General features: G+C 73.2%; 25 protein-coding genes. 12 read left to right on the plus strand and 13 right to left on the minus strand.

What is annotated here, in order from left to right; genetic code table 11:
* Positions 1-2: 2 nt before the first annotated feature.
* The 7 genes from MODMU_RS09330 to MODMU_RS09360 all read right to left on the minus strand — a co-directional run bounded on the left by MODMU_RS09330 (position 3) and on the right by MODMU_RS09360 (position 4985).
* Positions 3-932, minus strand: a complete 930-nt coding sequence (locus MODMU_RS09330) for a cation diffusion facilitator family transporter (protein ID WP_014739977.1) — start codon at positions 930-932, stop codon at positions 3-5.
* A 25-nt stretch (positions 933-957) separates the two neighbouring features.
* A complete protein-coding gene (locus tag MODMU_RS09335; RefSeq protein ID WP_014739978.1) occupies positions 958-1701 on the minus strand; it encodes a cation efflux transmembrane domain-containing protein in 744 nt (247 codons plus the stop codon).
* On the minus strand, positions 1701-2027 hold the full coding sequence (locus MODMU_RS09340) for an ArsR/SmtB family transcription factor (RefSeq protein ID WP_041796329.1): 327 nt from the start codon (positions 2025-2027) through the stop codon (positions 1701-1703). Before MODMU_RS09340 ends, MODMU_RS09335 begins: the two co-directional genes overlap by 1 nt.
* 49 nt (positions 2028-2076) lie before the next feature.
* The gene (locus tag MODMU_RS09345) at positions 2077-2730 is read right to left on the minus strand and encodes an SCO family protein (protein WP_014739980.1); all 654 of its coding nucleotides are present in this window, start codon (positions 2728-2730) and stop codon (positions 2077-2079) included.
* Positions 2731-2806: 76 nt separating this feature from the next.
* Positions 2807-3637 carry a cytochrome c biogenesis CcdA family protein gene (locus tag MODMU_RS09350; RefSeq protein WP_014739981.1) on the minus strand — a complete coding sequence of 277 codons (831 nt, stop codon included), beginning with the start codon at positions 3635-3637 and terminating at the stop codon, positions 2807-2809.
* A gap of 48 nt (positions 3638-3685) precedes the next feature.
* Positions 3686-4360: a vitamin K epoxide reductase family protein gene (locus MODMU_RS09355; RefSeq protein WP_014739982.1), complete on the minus strand. Its 675-nt coding sequence runs from the start codon at positions 4358-4360 to the stop codon at positions 3686-3688.
* On the minus strand, positions 4341-4985 hold the full coding sequence (locus MODMU_RS09360; RefSeq protein WP_014739983.1) for a DsbA family protein: 645 nt from the start codon (positions 4983-4985) through the stop codon (positions 4341-4343). Before MODMU_RS09360 ends, MODMU_RS09355 begins: the two co-directional genes overlap by 20 nt.
* Positions 4986-5225: 240 nt before the next feature.
* On the opposite strand from MODMU_RS09360, the gene MODMU_RS09365 reads away from it, so the two are divergent.
* The 8 genes from MODMU_RS09365 to MODMU_RS09400 all read left to right on the plus strand — a co-directional run bounded on the left by MODMU_RS09365 (position 5226) and on the right by MODMU_RS09400 (position 11268).
* On the plus strand, positions 5226-5684 hold the full coding sequence (locus MODMU_RS09365; protein ID WP_231851825.1) for a PH domain-containing protein: 459 nt from the start codon (positions 5226-5228) through the stop codon (positions 5682-5684).
* 63 nt (positions 5685-5747) lie between these two features.
* Positions 5748-6473, plus strand: coding sequence for a MerR family transcriptional regulator (locus tag MODMU_RS09370; protein WP_166503441.1), 726 nt, complete (start codon positions 5748-5750; stop codon positions 6471-6473).
* 34 nt (positions 6474-6507) lie between these two features.
* Positions 6508-6843, plus strand: a complete 336-nt coding sequence (locus MODMU_RS09375) for a YnfA family protein (protein ID WP_014739986.1) — start codon at positions 6508-6510, stop codon at positions 6841-6843.
* Between the two features lie 131 nt (positions 6844-6974).
* Complete coding sequence (locus tag MODMU_RS09380) at positions 6975-7682, plus strand: DUF1775 domain-containing protein (RefSeq protein WP_166503442.1); 708 nt, start codon at positions 6975-6977, stop codon at positions 7680-7682.
* Positions 7649-8392 (plus strand): zf-HC2 domain-containing protein, encoded by a 744-nt coding sequence (locus MODMU_RS09385; protein WP_231851826.1) that lies wholly within the window; start codon positions 7649-7651, stop codon positions 8390-8392. Before MODMU_RS09380 ends, MODMU_RS09385 begins: the two co-directional genes overlap by 34 nt.
* Positions 8389-10164, plus strand: coding sequence for a copper resistance CopC/CopD family protein (locus MODMU_RS09390; RefSeq protein ID WP_014739989.1), 1776 nt, complete (start codon positions 8389-8391; stop codon positions 10162-10164). The genes MODMU_RS09385 and MODMU_RS09390 overlap by 4 nt, the downstream gene beginning before the upstream one ends.
* A 61-nt stretch (positions 10165-10225) precedes the next feature.
* Positions 10226-10615 carry an ArsR/SmtB family transcription factor gene (locus MODMU_RS09395; RefSeq protein WP_014739990.1) on the plus strand — a complete coding sequence of 130 codons (390 nt, stop codon included), beginning with the start codon at positions 10226-10228 and terminating at the stop codon, positions 10613-10615.
* The gene (locus MODMU_RS09400; protein ID WP_014739991.1) at positions 10612-11268 is read left to right on the plus strand and encodes a cation diffusion facilitator family transporter; all 657 of its coding nucleotides are present in this window, start codon (positions 10612-10614) and stop codon (positions 11266-11268) included. Before MODMU_RS09395 ends, MODMU_RS09400 begins: the two co-directional genes overlap by 4 nt.
* Positions 11269-11459: 191 nt before the next feature.
* Here the strand turns inward: MODMU_RS09400 and glnA are convergent, their stop codons facing one another.
* Positions 11460-12893, minus strand: coding sequence for a type I glutamate--ammonia ligase (glnA, locus tag MODMU_RS09405; protein ID WP_014739992.1), 1434 nt, complete (start codon positions 12891-12893; stop codon positions 11460-11462).
* A 175-nt stretch (positions 12894-13068) separates the two neighbouring features.
* Between glnA and MODMU_RS09410 the strand changes: the two genes are divergently transcribed.
* Entirely contained in the window at positions 13069-13491 is a 423-nt protein-coding gene (locus MODMU_RS09410) for an RDD family protein (protein WP_014739993.1), read from the plus strand.
* Here the strand turns inward: MODMU_RS09410 and MODMU_RS09415 are convergent.
* Both MODMU_RS09415 and MODMU_RS09420 read right to left on the minus strand, forming a co-directional pair.
* A complete protein-coding gene (locus MODMU_RS09415; protein WP_014739994.1) occupies positions 13488-14144 on the minus strand; it encodes a response regulator transcription factor in 657 nt (218 codons plus the stop codon). The two genes, MODMU_RS09410 and MODMU_RS09415, sit on opposite strands and share 4 nt — an antisense overlap.
* Complete coding sequence (locus MODMU_RS09420; RefSeq protein WP_014739995.1) at positions 14141-15295, minus strand: sensor histidine kinase; 1155 nt, start codon at positions 15293-15295, stop codon at positions 14141-14143. The genes MODMU_RS09415 and MODMU_RS09420 overlap by 4 nt, the downstream gene beginning before the upstream one ends.
* 134 nt (positions 15296-15429) lie before the next feature.
* Between MODMU_RS09420 and MODMU_RS09425 the strand changes: the two genes are divergently transcribed.
* Together MODMU_RS09425 and MODMU_RS09430 are read left to right on the plus strand one after the other, a co-directional pair.
* Complete coding sequence (locus tag MODMU_RS09425) at positions 15430-16362, plus strand: ABC transporter ATP-binding protein (RefSeq protein WP_014739996.1); 933 nt, start codon at positions 15430-15432, stop codon at positions 16360-16362.
* A complete protein-coding gene (locus tag MODMU_RS09430; protein WP_014739997.1) occupies positions 16359-17207 on the plus strand; it encodes an ABC-2 transporter permease in 849 nt (282 codons plus the stop codon). Before MODMU_RS09425 ends, MODMU_RS09430 begins: the two co-directional genes overlap by 4 nt.
* Before the next feature lie 25 nt (positions 17208-17232).
* Here the strand turns inward: MODMU_RS09430 and MODMU_RS09435 are convergent, their stop codons facing one another.
* The 3 genes from MODMU_RS09435 to MODMU_RS26895 form a co-directional block, all read right to left on the minus strand.
* Positions 17233-18096, minus strand: coding sequence for a DUF4191 domain-containing protein (locus tag MODMU_RS09435; protein ID WP_041795132.1), 864 nt, complete (start codon positions 18094-18096; stop codon positions 17233-17235).
* Positions 18097-18176: 80 nt separating this feature from the next.
* Positions 18177-19166 carry a lipoyl synthase gene (gene lipA / locus MODMU_RS09440; protein ID WP_014739999.1) on the minus strand — a complete coding sequence of 330 codons (990 nt, stop codon included), beginning with the start codon at positions 19164-19166 and terminating at the stop codon, positions 18177-18179.
* A gap of 100 nt (positions 19167-19266) precedes the next feature.
* On the minus strand, positions 19267-20703 hold the full coding sequence (locus tag MODMU_RS26895) for a hypothetical protein (protein WP_014740000.1): 1437 nt from the start codon (positions 20701-20703) through the stop codon (positions 19267-19269).
* Between the two features lie 115 nt (positions 20704-20818).
* On the opposite strand from MODMU_RS26895, the gene MODMU_RS09450 reads away from it, so the two are divergent.
* The gene (locus MODMU_RS09450; RefSeq protein WP_014740001.1) at positions 20819-21748 is read left to right on the plus strand and encodes an LLM class F420-dependent oxidoreductase; all 930 of its coding nucleotides are present in this window, start codon (positions 20819-20821) and stop codon (positions 21746-21748) included.
* Positions 21749-21752: the final 4 nt, after the last annotated feature.

The raw sequence follows: 21752 nt of genomic DNA on the forward strand, positions 1-21752 counted from the left end.
GCTCACTGGTGGGCGGGGTGCTCGTGCCCGGCGTGCGTCCGGGGCTCGAGCTGGATCGTGGAGTGCTCCACACTGACCGGGAAGTGGTCGGCCAGGCAGGACTGCAGCTGGTCGAGGACGCGGGGAGCGTGCCCGTCCTGGAAGCATGCCTCGTCGACCACGACGTGTGCGGTGAGCACCGGCAGCTCGCTGGTGATCTGGGAGGCGTGCAGGTCGTGGACGTCCAGCACGTGGGGCTGGCCGAGCAGGTGCTCCCGCACCTCGTCCAGGTCCAGCCCCGGGGGAGTGCTCTCCAACAGCACCGACACCGTCTCGCGGAGCAGTTTCAGCGTGCGGGGCACGATCAGGAGCGCAATCAGCAGGGACACCACCGCGTCCGCCTGCAGCCACCCGGTGAGGGCGATGATCAGCGCAGCCAGCAGCACCGCGACCGAGCCCAGGGCGTCGTTGACCACCTCCAGGAACGCCGCCCGCATGTTGACGTTGCTCCCGCGGCCCCTGGTGAGCACCGCGATCGACACCGCATTGCCGACGAGGCCGATGACGCCGAACACGATCATGGCTGTCGAGCCGACCTCCGGAGGCTCGAACAGCCGACGGATCCCCTCGATGAAGACGTACAGCCCGACGCCGAGCAGCACCGCCGCTTGGAGGGTGGCGCCCAGCACCTCGGCTCGGCGGTAGCCCCACGTGCGCTTCGGCGTCGCGGGGCGCAGCGCCAGATTGGCGGCGATCAGCGCGATGGTCAGTCCGGCCGCGTCGGTGAGCATGTGCCCGGCATCGGCGAGCAGCGCCAGGCTGCCCGACACGATGGCGCCGACGACCTCGACCACCAGCACGGTGGTCGTGATGGCCAGGACGATCGCCAGCCGCCGGCGGTGGTCGGGGCTGCCAGCAGCCGCCCCCGCGCCGTGGTCGTGTCCGCCGCTCACCGAGGAACTCCTGTCGTCTGGTGGGTCATGAGGCGGGCTCGGACGAGCCGCAGCACGTGCAGCCGGGCGCGCAACCGCACGCATCCGTGTCGTCGGCAGCCAGCCGCAGAGCGGAAGCGGGGGAGCAGCAGTCGTCCCCCGCCCAGGCCTCGCGGCCCTCCTTCACGGCGACGGCAGCGATCACGAGGGCGGCGATGGGGTCGGCCCACGACCAGCCGAAGAGGCTGTTCAACGCCAGACCGACGAGCAGGACGGCGGACAGGTAGGTGCACAGCAGGGTCTGCTTGGAGTCCGCCACCGCCGAGGCCGACCCGAGCTCTCGGCCCGCTCGACGCTGTGCGTAGGACAGGCCCGGCATGACGGCCAGGCTCACCGCCGCCAGGACGAGCCCGACCGAGGAGTGCTCCGCCTCTCCCGACCCCAGCAGCGACCGGACCGCGTCCACGGTCACGAACAGGGCCAGGGCGAAGAACGACCCGCCGATCACCTTCAGCGCGATCCGCTCACGCGCCTCGGGATCGCGGCCGGCGAACTGCCACGCCACAGCCGCAGCGGACGACACCTCGATGACGGAGTCCAGGCCGAAGCCGATCAGCGCGGAGGACGACGCCTTCGTCCCGGCGGTGAGCGCGACGACGGCCTCGATGACGTTGTAGGTGATCGTGGCGGCCACGAACCACCGGATGCGGCGGGCGAGGACTGCCCTGCGATCGTCACGAGGAGCGGTCGTCGGGCGGCTGGTGGACAGCCGGAGCGGTTCGGCGGCCATCAGCAGCAGTCCTCGTCCTCGACGGCAGGGCAGGCGGTGGGGTCGACGGCGAGGACGACGCCCAGCAGGTCGCCCAGCGCGTGCGCCAGGCGGGGATCGGCGAGCTCGTACCGGGACCGTCGTCCCTCAGGTACCGCCACCACGAGTCCACACCCGCGCAGGCAGGCCAGGTGGTTGGAGAGGTTCTGCCGCGTCACGTCGAGCAGTTCGGCCAGCTCGGAGGGGTATCCAGGTCCGTCGCGCAGCGCCAGCAGGAGGCGGGTGCGCGTCGGGTCGGACAGGGCGTGGCCGAAGCGCGCGAGGACCTCGGCGTGCAGGACGGGCATCACGGCGGAGATGGTACACAAGGCGCTGTATTCAGGCGATACTGAACCGTCATGCTGCCGCGATGGCCTCGAGGTCCTGTGCGATCTCACCGGAGGTGTCGCCCGCGGAGAAGACGACGCGCGCCAGGTCGTCGTTGCCGAACAGGTAGAGGCTCGTGGCGTGCATCGTCCCGTCGTTCTCTGCCAGCGGCACGCCGGCCGCTGTCTGGGCCGCTTCGACCTCGGTCTGTGTGCCGGTCAGGCCGATGAAGCGGTTGGGCAGCCCTTCGTCGAACCGGGCCAGGTACTCGCCGAGGAAGTCCGCGGTGTCCCGAGCGGGATCGGTGGTCACGAACACGACCTGGGTGCGGGCGGCGACGTCGGCGGGGGTGGAGCGCAGTGCGATCGCGACGTCCGCCATGGTCGTGGGGCAGACGTCGGGGCAGTTGGCGTACCCGAAGAACAGCAGGGTCGGCTGGCCGGCGGTCCTCGCCGCGAAGTCGAACGCACTGCCCGTCTGGTCGGTCAGCGTGAACGCCGGTCGGGCCTTCGGTTCGGCGAGCTCCCGGCCGGCGTACGGGCCGTCGTCCGCGGAGGAGGACACCGAGGCGGGGTGCTCGTCGTGCGCCTGGGTGTCACCCCCACCGCACGCCACGAGTGGCACGGCCATCCCGGCGCACACCAGTGTCGTGGCGATCCTGTGGGTGAGCGTCCGCCTGAGCACGTTAGTAGTCTAGGTCGTCGTCGTGGCCGCGCCTGCCCGGCAGTCGGAGACGTGCGCCCTCAGTCCTGGGCAGTGCTCAGATCGATGTCGTACCGAGCCCGGTCGCCGCCAGCCAGGACCGCAGCCACACCATGATCCCCTCCCATGCGCCGGTGACCAGCAGCAGCCCGAGCGCCACCAGCAGCAGGCCGCCGATGCGCATCACCGTGCGGGCATGACGCCGGGCGAAGGCGGACAGGGAGAGTGCTCGGCGGGCTCCCAGGGCCACGAGCAGGAACGGAACACCCAGCCCGATGCAGTAGGCGAGGCCGAGCGCGGCGCCGCGTCCGGCAGATGCCTCGGTGTAGGCCAGGCTGTTCACGGCGGAGAGGGTCGGCCCGAGGCAGGGGGTCCAGCCCAGTCCGAACACGACGCCGAGCACGGGGGCGCCGGCGAGGCCGGCCGGTGGCCGTCGCGTGATCCGGCGCTCACGCTGCAGCCAGGGCAGGGCACCGAGGAACGCCAGGCCCATCACGATGGTGATCACGCCCATGACCCGGGTGAGCAGCGGAGCCCACTCGAGCAGCAGGCGGCCGAGCCCGCCGAAGAGCGCTCCGAAGGACACGAAGACGGCCGTGAAGCCCAGGACGAACAGCAGTGCGCCGACGACCACGCGCCGGCGCTCGGCGGACTGCCTCCTGACGGCTGTCGCGACCGCACTGCTGGTGGCGGTGGGCTCGTTCTCCTGTGCATGCTGGCCGCCGGCGGCGCCGGTCAGACCGGCGACGTAGGCGAGGTAGCCCGGCACGAGCGGCAGCACGCACGGCGAGGCGAAGCTGAGCAGGCCTGCGAGCGCTGCCACGGCGGCTGCCAGGAGGAGCGAGCCGTCGCTGACGATGTCGGCGAAGGTCTGCCCGAGGCCGCTCATGATGCCTCCGTCCGTTCTCGTGTCCCCGATCGGCGGCCGGTGTCCAGCTCAGCCAAGGAAGGTGCTCCAGTACAGCCAGAACTCCTCGAGCACGGCGACGGCGATGAGCAGGAACCAGGCGGTGAGGACCACGCCGTGGAACCGCTTCGCCGCTGCCACTGCGACGGCGAGGCGTCGGGGCAGTCGCGCCGCCACCCGGTCGAGGTTGTGCAGCGTGACGTACCAGCAGATCGGGATGGTCACTGCCCAGACGGCCATGCAGTAGGGGCAGAGAGCGCCGATGCTGTACAGGCTGTTGACGATCAGCCAGTGCACGAACACGGCGCCGGCGGTGACGCCGACCTGGAGGCCACCCCAGAACCACGGTGCCGCACGAGCGCCGGCCAGCAGCGCGGCCCCCACGCCGGCGACGACGGGGAAGCCGGCGACGCCCAGCAGCGGGTTCGGGAAGCCGAAGGCCTCCGCCTGGGCGCTCGCCATCACCGACCCGCAACTGAGCACGGGATTGAGGCTGCAGGTCGGCACGTAGGTGGGGTCGGCGAGCAGTGCATACTTCTCCACGGCCAGCACGAACGACGCCGCCAGGCCCACGAGACCGCCGATGAGCAACAGCCAGGCGAGGCCGCGATCGGACAGGCCACCCGAATGCGTGGTCCGGTCCGGGAGTTCCGGTCCGGTCGCGGCCGCCGGGTCGCGGGCGCGCTCAGCCAGCGAGGGCTGCATCGAGCTGCTCGATGAACTCGTCGGTCGTGTCGACCGTCAGCTTCTCGCCGTTGAGGAAGAACGTCGGCGTGCCCTCCACGCCGAGCGCGATGCCGTCCTCGCGGTCGCGGAGCACCCGCTCCAGCGTGTCCGGGTCGTCCACGGCGGCGTCGAACGCGGCCATGTCCAGGCCCAGCTCCTCCGCGAGACCGCGGAAGACCGCCGCCTGCGAGTCCTGGCTCTCGCCCCACTCGGACTGCGTCTCGTACATCCGGTCGTACATGTCCTCGAACCGGCCCTGCTCGGCGGCGGCCTCGACGGCGACGGCGGCGTTCTCGGCGTTCCGGTGCCCGGGCATCGGGAAGTACCGCGCGACGAAGGTGACCCGTCCGTCGTAGACCCGGCGGAGCTCTTCGACGAAGGGGTAGGCGGCCAGGCAGCTCTCGCACTCGAAGTCCAGGAACTCGACCAGGGTGACCCGTCCGTCCTCCGCGGTGGACAGGCGGTGGCTGTCCTCCCGGACGACGGCGGCCTCCGCCGCAGCAGGCCCGTCGTCCCCGCCCTGGCTGCGTACGACGCCGAAGACCGCGAGCCCGACCACGAACACGGCGACCAGAGCGGCTGAGATCTTCAGGTTCGCGCTCATCTGGCTCCTCGGTGGATCGGCGGCAGGGCTGAGGAGACGGTGCGCCTCGCCTACTATCGTCTGTCGTAGGAAACGCTACAGGGCACGGGTCGGTTGCTCGGCGTCAACCACGAGGTCGGGGGCGAGCGGTCACCGCCGCCGTTGACGCCGTTCCCCTTCCCGAGCTCGGGACGACACGACTGGAGAGCGATGCAGGCCGACAAGACATCCGACGTCCCGAGGTCGGTGACGGTGTCTGCGGTGCCGAGGCGCCTGCGGGTGCTCGTCGCCGCGGCAGCACTCGGTCTGCTGGCCGCCACGACCGTGGTCGCCCTCCGGCTGCCGTCGTCGTCCGTCGGAGTCGTCGCCTTCGGGCCGGTGGACCAGGTGGCGATCTTCGGGCTGGGTCTCATCGCCGCCGGTGCGGTGCTGATCCTGGGCCGCCCCCGGGTCGACGCCGACGAGCACGGTGTCCGGGTGCGCAACATCGCGACCGGGGAGGACCTGCCCTGGGCCCGGGTCAAGGCCGTCCGCTTCGAGACCACGTCCTCCTGGGCGACCCTGCTCCTGCGCAACGGCGATGAACTCGCCGTGCTGGCCCTCCAAGCGGCCGACGGGGAGCGGACCGTGGCGGCGGTCCGCGGGCTGCGCTCGCTGCTGGCCGCGCACCAGGCCGCGCACGCCGAGCCGCGCGAGGACCTGCTCTACCCGCCCGGCTGACGGTCGCCGGGCCCGTCGCTGCCTTGACCTTCGAGTCGTGTCGAAGGTCTACGGTCCCGGGCCATGGAGGGGATGCGCGTCTCGCAGTTGGCCGCGCTCAGCGGTGTGCCGGCCACGACGCTGCGCTTCTACGAGCAGGAGGGGCTGCTCCCGGCTGCCCGGACAGCGGCGGGGTACCGGTCCTACGGCCCGGCAGCTGTCGACCGTCTGGCCTTCATCGGCACCGCCAAGCACCTCGGTCTCCCGTTGGCCGAGATCCGAGAGGTGCTGTCGGTGTGGGAGGGCGGCGCCTGCCGGGACGTCCGCGCCCAGTTGCGTCCTCGGTTGGCCGCTCGGCTGGCTCACGCCTCAGCCCGGCGTCGGGAGCTGGCGTGCTTCGAACGTCACCTGGGTGCTGCGCTCGCGCACCTCGACGCGCTCCCTGCCCGGAGCTCCGCGTGTGACAGCGGGTGTTCCTTCCTCGGTGACCCGACCGGTTCCGGCAGCGACGCCGCGGCCTCGGCCCCGCAACCGGCGCTGGCCTGCTCGCTCACCGGGTCCGCGCACGAAGCCCGCACCGATGCGTGGCGTCGGTTGCTCGCGACCTCGCCGCGCGGCGCTGTCGCCGGCGGCTACGCCGTCGACCTCCCCAGCGAGGCGGCGGAGGAGACCCTGGCGCTGGTCCGGGAGGAGCAGCGGTGCTGCCCCTTCCTCACCTTCCGGCTGCAGCTGGATGCCTCCGGTCTGCGACTCGAGGTCACGGCGCCGCCCGAGGGGCAGCAGTTGGTCGACCTCCTCGTCCTCCACTGACCGGACCACCCCTCACCGCAGAGAACGGATCTCCATGCTCGTCGCGCGGTCCATCGGCCTGTTCGTCGTCGCCGCACTCTTCGAGATCGGTGGCGCATGGCTCGTCTGGCAGGGGGTGCGCGAACACCGCGGCTGGCTCTGGATCGGCATGGGCGTCATCGCCCTGGGCGTCTACGGGTTCGTCGCCACACTGCAGCCGGATGCCGAGTTCGGTCGCATCCTCGCTGCCTATGGCGGGGTGTTCGTCGCTGGTTCCCTGGCCTGGGGCATGGCCGCGGATGGATACCGCCCCGACCGGGCCGACGTGATCGGTGCCCTGATCTGCCTCGTCGGCGTCGCCGTCATCATGTACGTCCCACGGTCGGGCTGACCCTGGCCACGGCCGTGACCCGTGGCCAGCGGGGCAGCGACTGCGCTGCCTACGAAGAAGTGTCGTAGACCCGGAACCAGCTGGCTGCCGCTGACGACTGAGAGTCCATGATGCGCTTCCACCCTCGCACCGTGCGCCGATCGACGGTCATCCCCCTCACCGCAGCCGCGACCCTCCTGCTGACGGCCACCGCGGCCAGCGCCCACGTCGAGGCTGTTGCCGAGGCGGCCCAGGCCGGGGCCGGGCCTGTTGCCGTCGCCTTCACGGTCGAGGCGGAGTCGTCGACCGCCGGCATCACCGGGGTCAAGACGCAACTGCCGGCGGGCCTCGCCCCGTCGTCGGTGTCGCTGACCTCCGGGCCGGACGGGTGGGTCCTCTCACCCACCGCGGACGGTTATGAGGTCGCCGGCCCGGCGATCGCCACCGGTGTCGACGCCGAGTTCGGCATCACGATCACCCAGCTCCCGGCAGACACCGGCGCTGAGCTGCCCTTCAAGACGCTCGTCAGGTACTCCGACGGCTCCGAGAACGCCTGGATCGAACTGCCCACGTCGAGCAATCCCGATCCGGAGAACCCGGCCCCCGCGATCACCGTGGCGCCGGCAGCCGCCCCGGCGACGCCCGCCGCTCCGGCGACGCCCGACGCTCCCGCATCCGCCGTCCCCAGCTCGACTCCCGCCGCGACTCCGGGCGACTCGACGACCGCGGATCCCCAACCGGCCGCCTCCACGGATGACGAGTCGTCGTCCACCGGCCTCGTGATCGGTGCGATCCTGGTGATCGCGGCGCTCGCAGGCGTGACCCTGTGGCTGCGACGCCGACGGTCCGCCGGCTCCTGATCGACCGCCTCACCGACCGCGACGTAGGACGAACCCGGGAGTTCCCCATGGACGATCGGCGCGACGACGCTTGCTGGCCCGTCCGCGAGGCCATCTCCGCGCAGCTGGACGGAGAGGCGTCGGGACTGGCGGAGACCGTGATGGTGCGTCACCTCGCGGCCTGCCCGGGCTGCCGGCACTGGCAGGAGCAGGCGCAGCAGGTCACGCGCCGGACCCGGCTGACGGTCGCCGAGGCGATCCCCGACGTCACGTTCGCCGTCCTGACGGCCCTGCCGGACCCCGGCCCCGCGGCGGCCCGCCAGGTCCGGGTTCGGCTCGGCGATCTCGCCCTGCGACTGACGTTGCTGGCCGTGGGGGTCGGCCAGGCCGCGCTGGCAGTGCCGTCGTTGACCACCGGCACCGGGGTCATGAGCGCGCCGACGCACGTGGCTCACGAGACGGGTGCGTGGGGTCTGGCCGTGGCCGTGTCGTTCCTCGCAGTGGCGGCCGCGCCTCGGCTCGCGGCCGGAGCTCTCCCCTTCTTGGCTGCGTTCACGCTGCTGCTGACCGTCCTCACCGTGTCCGACCTGACTGCCGGGATGGTGCACGTCGAACGTGCCGCCGGCCACCTGCTGGTGCTGGCAGGCGTCGCAGCGGTCAGCGTGCTGGCGTGGCAGGGCCGCTCTCCGGGCAGCTGGCGTCCGCTGCTGGCCGGGAGGTCGCGCGCATGAGGCGGGTGGTCACCACCGTCCTCGCCCTGGGCTTCATGGCCGTCATGGCCGTCCTCCTGGACGTCGCCACGGCCCCGCCCGCGTCCGCGCATGCGGCGCTGGCCACGACGACGCCCGGCGACGGTGCGCGTCTGACCGAGGCTCCGAACGAGGTCACGCTCGCCTTCACGGAGGAGGTGTCCCTCGACGCGGGCTACGCCCGCGTGCTGGGCGCCGATGGAGCACGCGTGGACACCGGAACGCCCTCGGTGACCGGCGCGGAGGTCCGGATCCCTCTCGCGGCCGACCTCCCCGAGGCGAGCTACGTGGTGACCTACCGCGTGCTGTCCGCCGACTCGCACCCCATCGCAGGCGCCTACGCCTTCGTCGTCGGCCAAGGAGAGTTGGTGCCGGCGACCGATGTCGACGTCGCGGGGCAGGGCGGTCGGTCCGTGGCCATCGCTCTCGTCGCGGCTCGGTGGCTGGGTTTCGCAGGCGTGGCGCTCGGCATCGGCATCCCGGTGTTCCTCTCCGTCGGCTGGCAGGGCGGTTGGAGCGATCCGGCCATGCGCCGGCTCACCGTCATCGGGCTGCTCGGCGTTGTCGGCGCCGGGCTGAGCACCTTCGCGCTCCAGGGGGCGTACGCGGCCGGCAGAGGGCTGGGGTCGGTCGCGGACCCGGATCTGCTCTCGGCGACCGCGTCATCGACCTTCGGCCGGGTGGTGCAGGTACGGACGGCACTCGCCGCCCTCATGGCCGTGCTGGTGACGTCGGCCTGGCGCGGAGGGCGGTCGCCTCGCCGCGGCGTCGTCGCTGTCGGAGCGCTCGTAGCCGTGGGGATGGTGGTCACCTTCGCCGCCGTCGGGCACCCCGCGGCCGGGCCGGTTCCCTGGCTGGCTGTCACGGTCGCGTCGGTGCACGTCGCCGCGATGGCGGTCTGGGCGGGCGGGCTCGTCGGACTCCTCGCCGGCGCCCTCCGTTCAGACGTCCCGTACCTGGCTCAGGCGACGGCCGTGACGAGGTTCTCCCGGGTCGCCATGGCCGCTGTGGTGGCGCTCATCGCCACAGGCGTCCTCCAGTCCGTTCGCGAGGTCGGGGCGCCGTCTGCGTTGGTGAGCACGGCCTACGGCTGGGTCCTGATCGGGAAGGTCGCGCTGGTCCTCGTCCTGCTCGCAGTGGCGGCCTCGTCGCGTGCCTGGGTGCTCCGTCACCACGGCCCGGTGCCCTCCCTCACCAAGGAGCTCGCGCTGGCAGCTGCGACCGTCGGGGTGCGGCCGCCGGCCGGCTCCGACCGGGCGCCTGCCGCACCGGATGACCGACTCCCGCCGTCCGCCGCGCAGCAGCGCGCCCTGCGCCGGTCCGTCCTCATCGAGGCGGCGCTGGTGGCGGTCGTCCTGGCGCTGTCCGCCGTCCTCGTCGGAACGCCACCCGCCAAGGCATCGGCCGCGCAGCCCGTCAGCGTCACGCTCCCGCTGCAGGACGCCGGCGGCTCGGCAGGGCTCGGACAGGTCCAGCTGGCCATCGCCCCGGCGACGACCGGCGTCAACACCCTGGACCTCTACCTCTTCGATGAGGCGGGACGACTCAGCCAGGCCCAGGACCTCCGGGTGTCGCTGACCTCTGCGGCGCAGGAGATCGGCCCGCTGCCGGTGGACCTGCAGCCTGCTGGTCCCGGGCACTCGGTCAGCGAGGGGATGTCCATCCCCACGAGGGGGACCTGGACGCTGACCGTCACGGTGCGACTCGACGAGTTCACCGCCACGACTGCGGCGACGGACTTCGAGGTGCGCTGAGCCGTTGGTCGAGACGTGATGGGGAGGACGGCGGCACGCCCGCGGGCGCTATCATCGCCGTATGGCGATTCAACTGACCGTGCCACCGAGAGACCCTCTGTCCGAGGCGTCGGGTCTCTCTTCGGCGTCCTCGCTCTTCCACAGCCTCTCGGACCCCACTCGCCTGGCGATCCTCCGGCATCTCACACTGGGAGAGCACCGGGTCGTCGACCTGACGACGCACCTCGGGCTGGCCCAGTCGACAATCTCCAAGCACCTGGCCTGCCTCCGGGACTGTGGGCTGGTGGAGTCGCGGCCCGTCGGTCGCGCGTCTCTGTTCACGCTCAGCCACCGCGAGGAGCTCCTCGAGCTCCTCGCAGTGGCTGAGCGGCTGCTCACGGTCACCGGGGACGCCGTCGACCTCTGCCCGACCTACGGTGCGGCCAGCCGTGCGGGGGGTCAGGACGCATGAGCGAGCGGTCCCTCGCCCCTGATGCCGCAGCGACCGAGCGGCTCACCAAGCGCGGGCTCCGGCTGGCGCAGTTCACCGTCGTCTACAACATCGCCGAAGGTGCCATCGCCATCACGGTCGGCATCCTCGCCGGCCTGGTGTCGCTGATCGGCTTCGGCCTCGACTCGGGGATCGAGTCGGCAGCCTCGGTCCTGGTCGGACTGCGGTTGGCCGCCCGCCTGCGCAACGGCGAGGCGGACGAGGCCAAGGAGCGGCGCACGCTGAAGGCGGTCGCCCTCACGTTCTTCGTCCTGGCCGCCTACGTGATCGTCGAAGGCGTCCGCAGCCTGATCGGCGGAGAAGAGCCGGACTCCTCGACCGTCGGCATCATCCTGCTGATCGCTTCGATCGTGATCATGCCGTTGCTCGCTCGCGCGAAGAAGCGCGTCGGCATGGCGCTGGGGGGTGACCCGCTGATCCTGGCGGACGCTGCCGAGACGCGGATCTGCGTCCTGCTGAGCATCTCGACCCTGATCGGCCTCGGGCTGTACGCGCTGGTCGGCTGGACCTGGCTCGACCCCGTCGCCGGCTTCGTCATCGCCGCCTTCGCTGTCCACGAGGGTCGTGAGGCATGGGAAGGTGAGCTGGTCGAGGACGACGACGACGATGACTGAGTCCGTCGACTCGTGAGTGGCCGTCATGGCTGCAGCACGCCATCACCTGGCGTCCTGGCTGGGCGGCATTGTGGCCAGACAGCGACGAGTCCGCACCTGCCGTCGCTGCTGTGGCGACGGCACGTGCGGACCCGTTGCGGACCGAGCGGGCTGACCTGCGGCACGACCGCAGGTCAGCCCGCCGACTGCGATCAGATGTCGTAGTACATCGCGAACTCGTGCGGGTGCGGGCGCAGCCGGATCGGGTCGATCTCGTTGGCCCGCTTGTACTCGATCCAGGTCTCGATCAGGTCCGGGGTGAACACGCCACCGTCGAGCAGGTAGTCGTGGTCGACCTCGAGCCGGTCGAGGACGGCGTCCAGCGACGCCGGCACCTTCTCGATGCCGAGGGCCTCCTCGGGCGGCAGCTCGTAGAGGTCCTTGTCGACCGGGGCCGGCGGCTCGATCTTGTTCTTGATGCCGTCGAGGCCGGCCATCATCATCGCCGAGAAGGCGAGGTAGGGGTTGGCCGACGGGTCGGGCACGCGGAACTCGATGCGCTTGGCCTTGGGGTTGTCGCCGGAGATCGGGATGCGGCAGCAGGCCGAGCGGTTGCGGGCCGAGTAGACCAGGTTGATCGGGGCCTCGTAGCCGGGCACCAGGCGGTGGTAGCTGTTGACCGTCGGGTTGGTGAAGGCCAGCAGCGACGGCGCGTGGGTGAGCAGCCCGCCGATGTAGTGCCGCGCGGTGTCGGACAGGCCGGCGTACCCGGTCTCCGCGTGGAAGAGCGGCTCGCCGTCCTTCCACAGGCTCTGGTGGCAGTGCATGCCCGAGCCGTTGTCGCCGTAGAGCGGCTTCGGCATGAACGTCGCGCTCTTGCCGTGCGCCCAGGCGGTGTTCTTGATGATGTACTTGAACAGCATCAGGCTGTCGGCCGACCGCAGCAGCGTGTCGAACTTGTAGTTGATCTCGGCCTGGCCGCCGGTGCCCACCTCGTGGTGGCCGCGCTCCAGCTCGAGCCCGGCGCTGGCCAGGTTCACCATCATCGTCGAGCGCAGGTCGCTCTGGTGGTCGTAGGGCTCGACCGGGAAGTACCCGCCCTTGGGCCGGGTCTTGTACCCGAGGTTCGGGCCGCCGTTCTCGCCGGTCAGCGAGCCGGAGTTCCAGGAACCCTCGACCGCGTCGATGTGGTAGTAGCCCTCGTTGATCGAGGTGTTGTGCCGCACCGAGTCGAACACGTAGAACTCGGCCTCGGGGCCGAAGTACGCGGTGTCGGCGATGCCGGAGCTCGCGAGGTAGGCCTCGGCCTTCTTCGCCACGTTGCGCGGGTCGCGGCTGTAGGCCTCACGCGTGATCGGGTCGTGGATGAAGAAGTTGATGTTCAGCGTCTTGTGGATGCGGAACGGGTCCAGGTACGCGCTGCTCGCGTCGGGCAGCAGCAGCATGTCGGACTCGTTGATCGCCTGGAAGCCGCGGATCGACGAACCGTCGAAGCCCAGGCCGTCGGCGAAGGTGTCCGGGCCGAAGGTATCCGCCGGGATGGTGAAGTGCTGCATGACGCCGGGGAGGTCGCAGAACCGGACGTCGACGAACTTCACGTCGTTGTCGCGGATGTACGCGGTGACCTCGTCGGGACTGTTGAACATCGATCCTCCGGGAATGGACGGCCAGCTCGAGAGGAAGTTACGAGCGGGGGGTTGCTCCGGGGTGTCTCCGGTGTTTCGTCGCGGTAACACCGCCCTCGGCGTGTCGTCCGGGGGCGACGGTCGTCACCCCCGGGAACCGGGCCGGCTGCCGCGGGGGACGACATAGGCTGGCGGGGTGACCAGGGACGACGTCTCACCCTCTCAGGGACGCGCCCGCGGCGCCGCACTGGGGCTGCCCGCCACCGGGCCGGGGTCGCTGGCCCCGTTCGGCCGCCGGGTCGGGCAGTACCTGATCGACGCGGTGGTCTCGGGTCTGGTCGCGGCGGTCTTCACCGCCCCCGAGGCGCCCCGGCTGTGGAGCCTGCTGACCTTCGGTGTGATGACGGTGGTCTTCCTGGTGCTCGCCGGCCAGACGCCGGGCATGCGGCTGCTCGGCCTCCGGCTGGCCCACCCCCACCCGGAGCAGCGGCTGGCGCTGTGGCGTGCCGTCGTCCGCACCGGCCTGCTGGTGCTGCTGCTCCCAGCACTGGTCGTCGACTCCGACGGCCGCGGGCTGCACGACCGGCTCACCGACACGGCCGTCGTCCTCGACCGTTAGTCGACCTGCAGGCCGGACTCGATCGCGAAGACCACCAGCTGGGCGCGGTCCCGGGCGCGCAGCTTGAGCATCGCCCGGCTGACGTGCGTGCGGACCGTCGCCGGGCTCACCACCAGCGCCGCCGCGATCTCGTCGTTGGAGCGGCCGGTGGCCACCCAGGCGACGACCTCCCGCTCGCGCTCGGTCAGGTCGGCCACCCCGGCGCGCGGGGCGGTGCGGCGGGCCGGACCGGCGGCGAAGTGCTCGATCACCCGGCGGGTCACGGTGGGGGAGAGCAGCGACCCGCCCTCGGCGACCACCCGGACGGCGCGGAGCAGCTCGGCCGGTTCGCCGTCCTTGAGCACGAAGCCGCTCGCCCCGGCGGTGAGCGCGGCGAAGACGTACTCGTCGAGCTCGAAGGTGGTCAGCACGATGACCCGGACGCCGGCCAGCGCCGGGTCCGCGGCGATCAGGCGGAGCGCCTCCAGGCCGTCCAGCTCGGGCATCCGCACGTCCATCAGGACGACGTCGGGCAGCGTGGCCCGCACCAGGGCGAGCCCGGCCCGGCCGTCGGCCGCCTCCCCGACCAGCTCGGTGTCCTCCTCGGTCTCCAGCAGCGCCCGCAGGCCCATCCGGACCAGCGGCTGGTCGTCGACCACGGCCACCCGGATCACGGGGTGCGCTCCCGGATCGGCAGCTCGGCCCGCACCACGAAGCCGTCCTCCACCCCGGTCTCCAGCCGGCCGCCGACCGCGGCGGCGCGTTCCCGCATCCCGGGGATGCCCAGCCCGGCGGGGGCGCCGCCGGCCGGCCCGGGACCGTGGTCGCGCACCTCGACGAGCAGGTGGCCCTCGGTGCACCGCACGGTCACCCAGGCCGGGGTGCCGCCGGCGTGCCGGAGCACGTTGGTCAGCGCCTCCTGCACGATCCGGTGGGCGGCGGCGCCGACCTCGGCGGGTACGCCGGGGCAGTCGTCGAGCCGGGCGTGCAGCACCAGCCCGCCGGCGCGCATCCGGTCGAGCAGGGCCGGCAGGTCGGCCAGCCCGGGGGTGGGCCGCAGCGCGGGTGACCCGGCCGGGGCGGCGGGGTCGCGGAAGCGAAGCAGCTCGGCGCGCAGCCCGTCCAGCGACTCCCGGCTGGTGGCCTGGATGGCGGTGAGCAGCTCGCGGGCCCGGGCCGGGTCCCGGTCCAGCACGTGCAGCGCCACCCCGGACTGCAGCGCGATGACCGCGAGCCCGTGCCCGACGCCGTCGTGCACCTCGCGGGCGATCGCCAGCCGCTCCTCGGAGACCGCCCGCCGGGCCTGCTCGGCGCGCACTCCCGCCTCCGCGCTGCGGCGGGCCAGCAGCGCGGCGCCGATCGCGGGGGGCGCGGCGACCACGGCGGCCCAGCCGACCACCCAGGCCAGCCGCGGCACCCAGCCGCCGGCGTCGCTGTCCAGCGCGTGGGGGAGGGCGGTGACCAGCACGAACACCGCGCCGGCGACCGCTGCCGTGCGCCACGGCACCCGGGTCGCCACCGCGTACGCCGCGACCGGCCCGGTGAACAGGACCGGTCCGAAGGGGTTCCCCAGCAGCAGGTAGGCGCTGATCGCCGCGCCGCACACGGCCAGCGTGACCAGCGGGAACCGGCGGCGGAGCAGCAGCGAGACCGCGGCGACACCGGCCAGGGCGTAGGCCGAGACCCCCGGTTGGGGCAGCCCCTGGTTGCGGGCGGCCGCGCCGGTGCCCACCCAGCACAGCAGGAGCAGCACCGCGGCGGGACCGACGTCCCACCACCAGTCGCCGGGCAGCCGGCGCCGGACCGGGGCGGCGGGGACGGTCACCGGGCGACGATAGGACCGCAGGACCCCGGCCGGCGTCGTCGTCCCGACGTCATCGGCCTACGCAGTCCTGCGTAGGCCGGGAGCCGCCCGACGGCGGATGCGGGCGACGGCCGGCGGCCCCGAGGCTGGCCGGCATGACCGACACCATCGTGCGCACCGACGCACTCAGCAAGCGCTACGGCGACCGGCTGGCGGTCGACTCCGTCAGCCTGACCGTGCGGCGGGGAGAGGTGTACGGCTTCCTCGGTCCCAACGGCGCGGGGAAGACGACCACCCTCCGGATGGTCCTGGGCCTGGTCCGGCCCACCAGCGGCCGGGCGGTCGTGCTGGGCGACGCACCGGGGAGCCCCCCGGTCGTCGCCCGGGTGGGTGCCCTGGTCGAGGGCCCCGGCTTCTACCCCTACCTGTCGGGCCGGGACAACCTGCGGGTGATGGCCCGTTACCAGCGGCTGGACGACCGGGGCGTCGACGCCGTCCTGGACCGGGTGGACCTGCGCAGCCGCGGCGGCGACCGGTACAGCCGCTACTCCCTCGGCATGAAGCAGCGCCTGGGCGTCGCCGCGGCGCTGCTCGGCGACCCCGACCTGCTGGTGCTCGACGAGCCGACCAACGGCCTGGACCCGGCCGGGATGGCCGACATGCGCGCGCTGCTGGTCGACGTCGCCGCCGGCGGCCAGACGGTCGTGCTGTCCAGCCACCTCCTCGCCGAGGTGCAGGAGGTCTGCGACCGGGTGGGCGTCATCGCCGGGGGCCGGTTGCTGGCCGAGGGCACCGTCGCCGAGCTCCGCGGGGCGACGGCGGTCCTGCTGCGCGCCCGGCCGCTCGACCTCGCCCTCGCCGTCGCGATGCGGGTCAGCGGGGACGACGCCGTCGAGGTGGTGCACGGCGGCGGGGACGACGCGCTGCGGGTGCACGCCGGGCCCGAGCTGATCCCGCAGCTGACCCGGGAGCTGGTGGGGGCCGGTGTGGACGTGCTGGAGGCGAGGACCGTGGAGAGGTCGCTGGAGGAGGTGTTCCTGGCGATGACCGGGGCGCCGATGACGCAGCCCGCCGGGAGCGCGCGGTGAGCGGGCTGCTGGCGAGCACCCGCGCCGAGCTGCTCCGGCTGCGCCGCTGGCCGGCGACCTGGGTGCTGATCGGCGTCTGGTTCGCCCTGGACCTGGCCTTCGTCTACGTCTTCAACTACATCGCCTACCGCACCGGCGACGCCTCCGGGCCCGCCGACCGGGTGCCCCGCGCCGAGCTGCTGGCCGGGCTGCTGCCGGACGCGGTGCCGGCGGCCGCGGTGCAGGGGACCCCGCTGTTCGGCGGGGCGATCGTGCTCATCCTGGGTGCGCTGGCGACCGGCAGCGGGTTCGGCTGGGGCAGCTGGAAGACGGTGCTCACCCAGGGACCCGGTCGGGGCACCGCGTTCGGCGGCACCCTCGTCGTCCTGGCGCTGACAGTGGTCGGGCTCGTGCTGGCCACCTTCGCCCTCGACCTCGGGGTGGCCAGCGTGCTGGCCGCGGTGGAGGACCAGCCGGTGGACCTGCCCTCGATCGGCGCGCTCGCGCAGGGCGCGGGTGCCGGCGTCCTGGTGCTGGGCATGTGGTGCGCCGCCGGCGTCCTGATCGGGGTGCTGACCCGCAGCCCGGCGCTCGCCGTGGGGCTGGGCCTGGTGTGGGCGCTGGTGGTGGAGAACCTGCTGCGCGGGGTGGCCGACCTGGTCGGCGGGCTCGCGGTGGTCACCGACCACCTGCCCGGCACGGCCGCGGGGTCGCTCGTCGGAGCGCTGGACGGTGCGGGGGGCGACCGCGCGCCGGGTGTGCAGACCGTCCTGTCCGGCGGGACGGCCGCCGCGTTCCTGCTCGGCTGGCTGGTGCTGTTCGCCGCGGGCGGGCTGGTGCTGATGCGCCGCCGGGACGTGGCCTGATCGGCCCCCGGCAGGGGCCGATCGGCTACCGCCGGCGGACCTGGCGCTGGCTGACCGACATCTGCTTGCCGCCGGGCAGCGGACCGCCGGGCACCGGCATCCGGGCGCCGCCGAGGGCGGCCATCCGCTTGCCGAGGGAGTTGACCTCGGCGCCGGAGAGGTTGCGCGGGAGCTTCATCACGTGCGCGCTCAGCTTCTTGAGCGGGACCTGCCCCTCGCCGTCGCCGACCGTGACGTCGTAGATCGGGGTGTCGCCGACGACCTTGGCGATCCGCCGCTTCTCCTGGGCGACCAGGCTCCGCACCCGCTGCGGGTTGCCCTCGCCGACCAGCACGATGCCGGGCCGGCCGAGCACCCGGTGGACGGCGTCCAGCTCACGGTTGCCCGCAGCGCCCGAGGTGACCCGCCAGTCGCCGCGCATGCCCTCCAGCACCCAGCTGGCCGCCCCGGGCTGGCCCTCGACCTGCCGGTACGCGGTGCTCTGCGCCCGGCGGCCGAAGACGATCAGCGCGGCCAGCAGGCCCAGCAGGATGGCGATGGGCAGGAAGAGGAACGGCGAGCTGAGCAGGATGCCGATGAGCTCGACGACCGCGGCCACCACCACGAAGGCGATGAGCATCACCCAGGGCAGCTTGGGGTCGTTCCGGTAGGTCATCTTGTACGCCTGGCCGATCATGCCGGCCTGGTTCTTCATCTTGGTCAGCCGCGACACCTTCGGCTGGCCGTCCTTGCCGACCTTGGCCTTGCGGGTGCGGCCGGTCTTCGCGGCCGTCGCGCCGGCACCCACCGCCGTCGCGCCCTTGCTCCCGCGTCCGGGCGGCCCGCTGGCCGGGCCCCGCCCGGCCTTGCCGGAGGGAGCGGAGGTGTCGGTGGACCTGCTGCGTGCCATGCCACCCAGGATAGAAGAAGGACCCCGCTGCCCCCCACACCACGCTCCGCGCGGTGCGGGTCCCTGCACCGGGGCCGGGCTCAGGCGGTGGTGATCGCCAGCCCGCGGCGCTCGGCGGCCTGCTGGTAGAGCCGGCCGGCGCGGTAGGAGCTGCGCACCAGCGGGCCCGCCAGCACGCCGGCGAAGCCCATCTCCTCGGCCTGCGCCTGGAAGCCGACGAACTCGTCGGGCTTGACCCACCGGACCACCGGGTGGTGCCGGACGCTGGGCCGCAGGTACTGGGTGATCGTGAGCAGGTCGCAGCCGGCGTCGTGCAGCGCCTGCATGGCCTCCACGACCTCGTGCGGCTCCTCGCCCATGCCCAGGATCAGGTTGGACTTGGTCACCAGGCCGGCCTCGCGGGCGGCGGTGATCACCGACAGCGAGCGCTCGAACCGGAAGCCGGGGCGGATCCGCTTGAAGATCCGCGGCACGGTCTCGACGTTGTGCGCCAGCACCTCGGGGCGGGAGGAGAAGACCTCGGCCAGCTGGTCGGGCTCGGCGTTGAAGTCGGGGATGAGCAGCTCGACACCGCAGCCGGGGATCTGCTGGTGGATCTGCCGGACCGTCTCGGCGTACAGCCAGGCGCCGCCGTCGGGCAGGTCGTCGCGGGCGACCCCGGTGATGGTGGCGTAGCGCAGGCCCATCGAGACCACGCTCTCGGCGACCCGGCGCGGCTCGTCGGCGTCGAAGTCGGCGGGCTTGCCGGTGTCGATCTGGCAGAAGTCACACCGCCGGGTGCACTGGTCACCGCCGATGAGGAAGGTGGCCTCGCGGTCCTCCCAGCACTCGTAGATGTTGGGGCAGCCGGCCTCCTCGCAGACCGTGTGCAGCCCCTCGCGCTTCACCAGCGACTTGAGCTCGGTGTACTCCGGCCCCGTCTTCAGCTTCGTCTTGATCCACTCGGGCTTGCGCTCGATGGGTGTCTGGCTGTTGCGGACCTCCAGGCGCAGCATCTTGCGACCGGCCGGCTCGATCCTGGAGGACGCCGTCGGGGTCTCCGCGGGTACCTCCTCCATGCCCAGGCTCATGCCCAGCACGGTACTCCCGGCGATCACCGGGCCCGGGCCGCGGACGCGACACGGGGGCCCCGCCGGATCGGCGGAGCCCCCGTGTCGGGTCGTGCAGGTGTCAGCCCGCGGAGTCCTCGTCGGGGCGGGTGCCCCGGCTGGGCGCCGAGTTGCCGGCGCTGCCGGGGGCCTCGGTGAAGCTGTCCGGCGCGGCCGTGGCGACCGGGCTGTCCGGGTCGTTGGTGGTGCCGGTCGCGGTGGTCGGGCGGTCCTGGTTGCTGGGCTCGCCGGGGCCGGAGGCCGGCTCGGCCTCGAGCGCGCCGATGCCGCCCTCGACCGGACCGGAGTCCGAGGGAGCGGTCGTCGACGTGGACACCGTCTTGCCCTGGGCCTCGGGGCTCTCGGATCCGCCTGCGGGGGTGCTCGGGGAACTGGGCACGGGGTCCTCTCGGTAGCTGGGCACGGGGCCGTCGCCGGTCGGCGCGGGCATCCACTGGTCCTCGGGGGCGTTGCGGCGGATCAGGACGACGACGCCGGCGGCGACCGCGGCCAGCGCGGCCACCACCCACGGCCAGCGGCGCGGGGGCTGCTTCTCGATGCCCACGCTGCGCTTGACCGAGGTCAGGGCCGTCGCGGTGCGCTTGGCGGCCTGCTTGCGGGCCTTGGCGGTCGCCTTCTCCATCTCCGCGCGCCGCTTGGCTGCCTTCACGGCCAGCTTGTCGGCCTTCTTGCTGAGCTTCTCCGCCTTCTTACCCGCCGCGCTGGTGGTCGCGTCGGCGGCGGCCTTGAGGGCGGCGACCCGGACGGCAGCCTGCACCCGCGCGGCCTCCGCCGCGGCGGCGGCGTCCTTGCGGACCTTGTCGGTCTGCTTGGCGGTGGCCGCGCCCAGCGTCGCCGCGGTCGCGGCGAGGTCCGCGCTGCGGGAGTCGAGCTGGGCGCGGGCGGCCTCGACCTGGGCGGCGAGGTTGGCCCGCGCGCTGTCCAGCGCCGGGCCGGCCGCATCGCGGGCCGCGCTGATCCGGGGACCGGCGGCCTCGCGGGCCGCGGTGATCCGCGGGGCGGTCGCCGCCACCTGGGCGGCGAGGTTGGCCCGGGCGGCGTCCAGTGCCGGGCCGGCGGCCTCCCGGGCCGCCTCGATCCGCGGGGCGGCCGCGGCGACGGCGGTCTCCAGGTTGGCGCGGGCGGCCTTGGTGGCCGCCTCCAACCGGGGGGCGACGTCGGACCCGTAGGCCTTCTGCGCGGCCTCGATCCGCGGCGCGAGGCTCTTCTGGGCCGCCTCGATCCGCGGGACCAGGGTGTCGCGCGCGGCGTCCAGGCGCGGCACCAGGACCTCCCGTGCGGCGTCGAGCTGCGGTGCGATCGCGGCGACCGCCGCCTCCACCCGCGGGGCGACGTCGGCGGCGTACGTCTGCTGCGCGGCCTTGGCGGCGGCGGCGACCTGCGGACCCCACTGCTCCGCCGTCGCCTTGCGCGCCTCGGAGACCGCTGCGCCGATGTGGGCGAAGCCCTCCTGCAACTCGGCGCCGATGACTTCTTTCCGGCTCTTCCTGCGGAACACTCCAGCACCTCCGGTTGATCGCGTCGCGATCATCCTGCCCGCATCGCCTCCCGGGCACACCCCCAAGCCGGAATCCCCCGCGGCGGCGGGGCCGGTCGCTGGCTAGGTTCGGGCGGTGCAGCTACGGATCTTCACCGAGCCCCAGATGGGCGCCACCTACGACGACCTGCTCGCGGTCGCCCGGCGCACCGAGGAGACCGGCTTCGACGCCTTCTTCCGCTCCGACCACTACCTGACCATGGGCGGGGACGGGCTGCCCGGCCCGACCGACGCCTGGGTGACGCTGGCCGGGCTCGCCCGGGAGACCAGCCGCATCCGGCTCGGCACGCTGATGACCGCGGCCACCTTCCGGCTGCCCGGACCGCTGGCCATCACGGTGGCGCAGGTCGACCAGATGAGCGGCGGCCGGGTCGAGCTCGGCATCGGCTCCGGCTGGTTCGCCGAGGAGCACAGCGCCTACGGCATCCCGTTCCCCGAGCTCGGCGAGCGTTTCGACCGCTACGAGGAGCAGCTGGCGGTGATCACCGGGCTGTGGCGCACCCCGGTGGGGGAGACGTTCGACTTCGCCGGCACGCACTACCAGCTCAGCGGCTCACCGGCGCTGCCCAAGCCGGTGCAGCCCGGCGGCGTCCCGGTGCTGGTCGGCGGCAGCGGCCGGCGGCGCACGCCCCGGTTGGCCGCCCGGTACGCCGCGGAGTTCAACGTGCCCTTCGCCTCCGCGGAGGACAACGCACGGCTGTTCGCCGGGGTGCGCGAGGCCTGCGGGGAGGTCGGCCGCGACCCGGCCGGGCTGGTGTTCAGCTCGGCGCTGGTGCTGTGCGTGGGGCGGGACGACGCCGAGCTCCGGCGCCGGGCCGCGGCGATCGGCCGGGACGTCGACGAGCTGCGCCGCAACGGCGTCGCCGGCACGCCGGCGCAGGCGGTGGACACCCTGGGCCGCTACGCGGAGGCCGGCGCCAGCCGGGTGTACCTGCAGGTGCTCGACCTGGCCGACCTCGACCACCTGGACCTGGTGGCCGCCGAGGTCGCCCCGCAGCTGCGCTGACCCC

This window comes from Modestobacter italicus, assembly GCF_000306785.1.
Classification (GTDB): domain Bacteria; phylum Actinomycetota; class Actinomycetes; order Mycobacteriales; family Geodermatophilaceae; genus Modestobacter; species Modestobacter italicus.

Bases quoted from the DNA above. Each gene is read 5' to 3' on its own strand.
- MODMU_RS09335 (WP_014739978.1), bottom strand. From the start codon at position 1,701: ATGGCCGCCGAACCGCTCCGGCTGTCCACCAGCCGCCCGACGACCGCT.
- MODMU_RS09340 (WP_041796329.1), bottom strand. From the start codon at position 2,027: ATGCCCGTCCTGCACGCCGAGGTCCTCGCGCGCTTCGGCCACGCCCTG.
- MODMU_RS09350 (WP_014739981.1), bottom strand. From the start codon at position 3,637: ATGAGCGGCCTCGGGCAGACCTTCGCCGACATCGTCAGCGACGGCTCG.
- MODMU_RS09355 (WP_014739982.1), bottom strand. From the start codon at position 4,360: ATGCAGCCCTCGCTGGCTGAGCGCGCCCGCGACCCGGCGGCCGCGACC.
- MODMU_RS09360 (WP_014739983.1), bottom strand. From the start codon at position 4,985: ATGAGCGCGAACCTGAAGATCTCAGCCGCTCTGGTCGCCGTGTTCGTG.
- MODMU_RS09370 (WP_166503441.1), top strand. From the start codon at position 5,748: ATGGAGGGGATGCGCGTCTCGCAGTTGGCCGCGCTCAGCGGTGTGCCG.
- MODMU_RS09375 (WP_014739986.1), top strand. From the start codon at position 6,508: ATGCTCGTCGCGCGGTCCATCGGCCTGTTCGTCGTCGCCGCACTCTTC.
- MODMU_RS09390 (WP_014739989.1), top strand. From the start codon at position 8,389: ATGAGGCGGGTGGTCACCACCGTCCTCGCCCTGGGCTTCATGGCCGTC.
- MODMU_RS09395 (WP_014739990.1), top strand. From the start codon at position 10,226: ATGGCGATTCAACTGACCGTGCCACCGAGAGACCCTCTGTCCGAGGCG.
- MODMU_RS09400 (WP_014739991.1), top strand. From the start codon at position 10,612: ATGAGCGAGCGGTCCCTCGCCCCTGATGCCGCAGCGACCGAGCGGCTC.
- glnA (WP_014739992.1), bottom strand. From the start codon at position 12,893: ATGTTCAACAGTCCCGACGAGGTCACCGCGTACATCCGCGACAACGAC.
- MODMU_RS09425 (WP_014739996.1), top strand. From the start codon at position 15,430: ATGACCGACACCATCGTGCGCACCGACGCACTCAGCAAGCGCTACGGC.
- MODMU_RS09435 (WP_041795132.1), bottom strand. From the start codon at position 18,096: ATGGCACGCAGCAGGTCCACCGACACCTCCGCTCCCTCCGGCAAGGCC.
- lipA (WP_014739999.1), bottom strand. From the start codon at position 19,166: ATGAGCCTGGGCATGGAGGAGGTACCCGCGGAGACCCCGACGGCGTCC.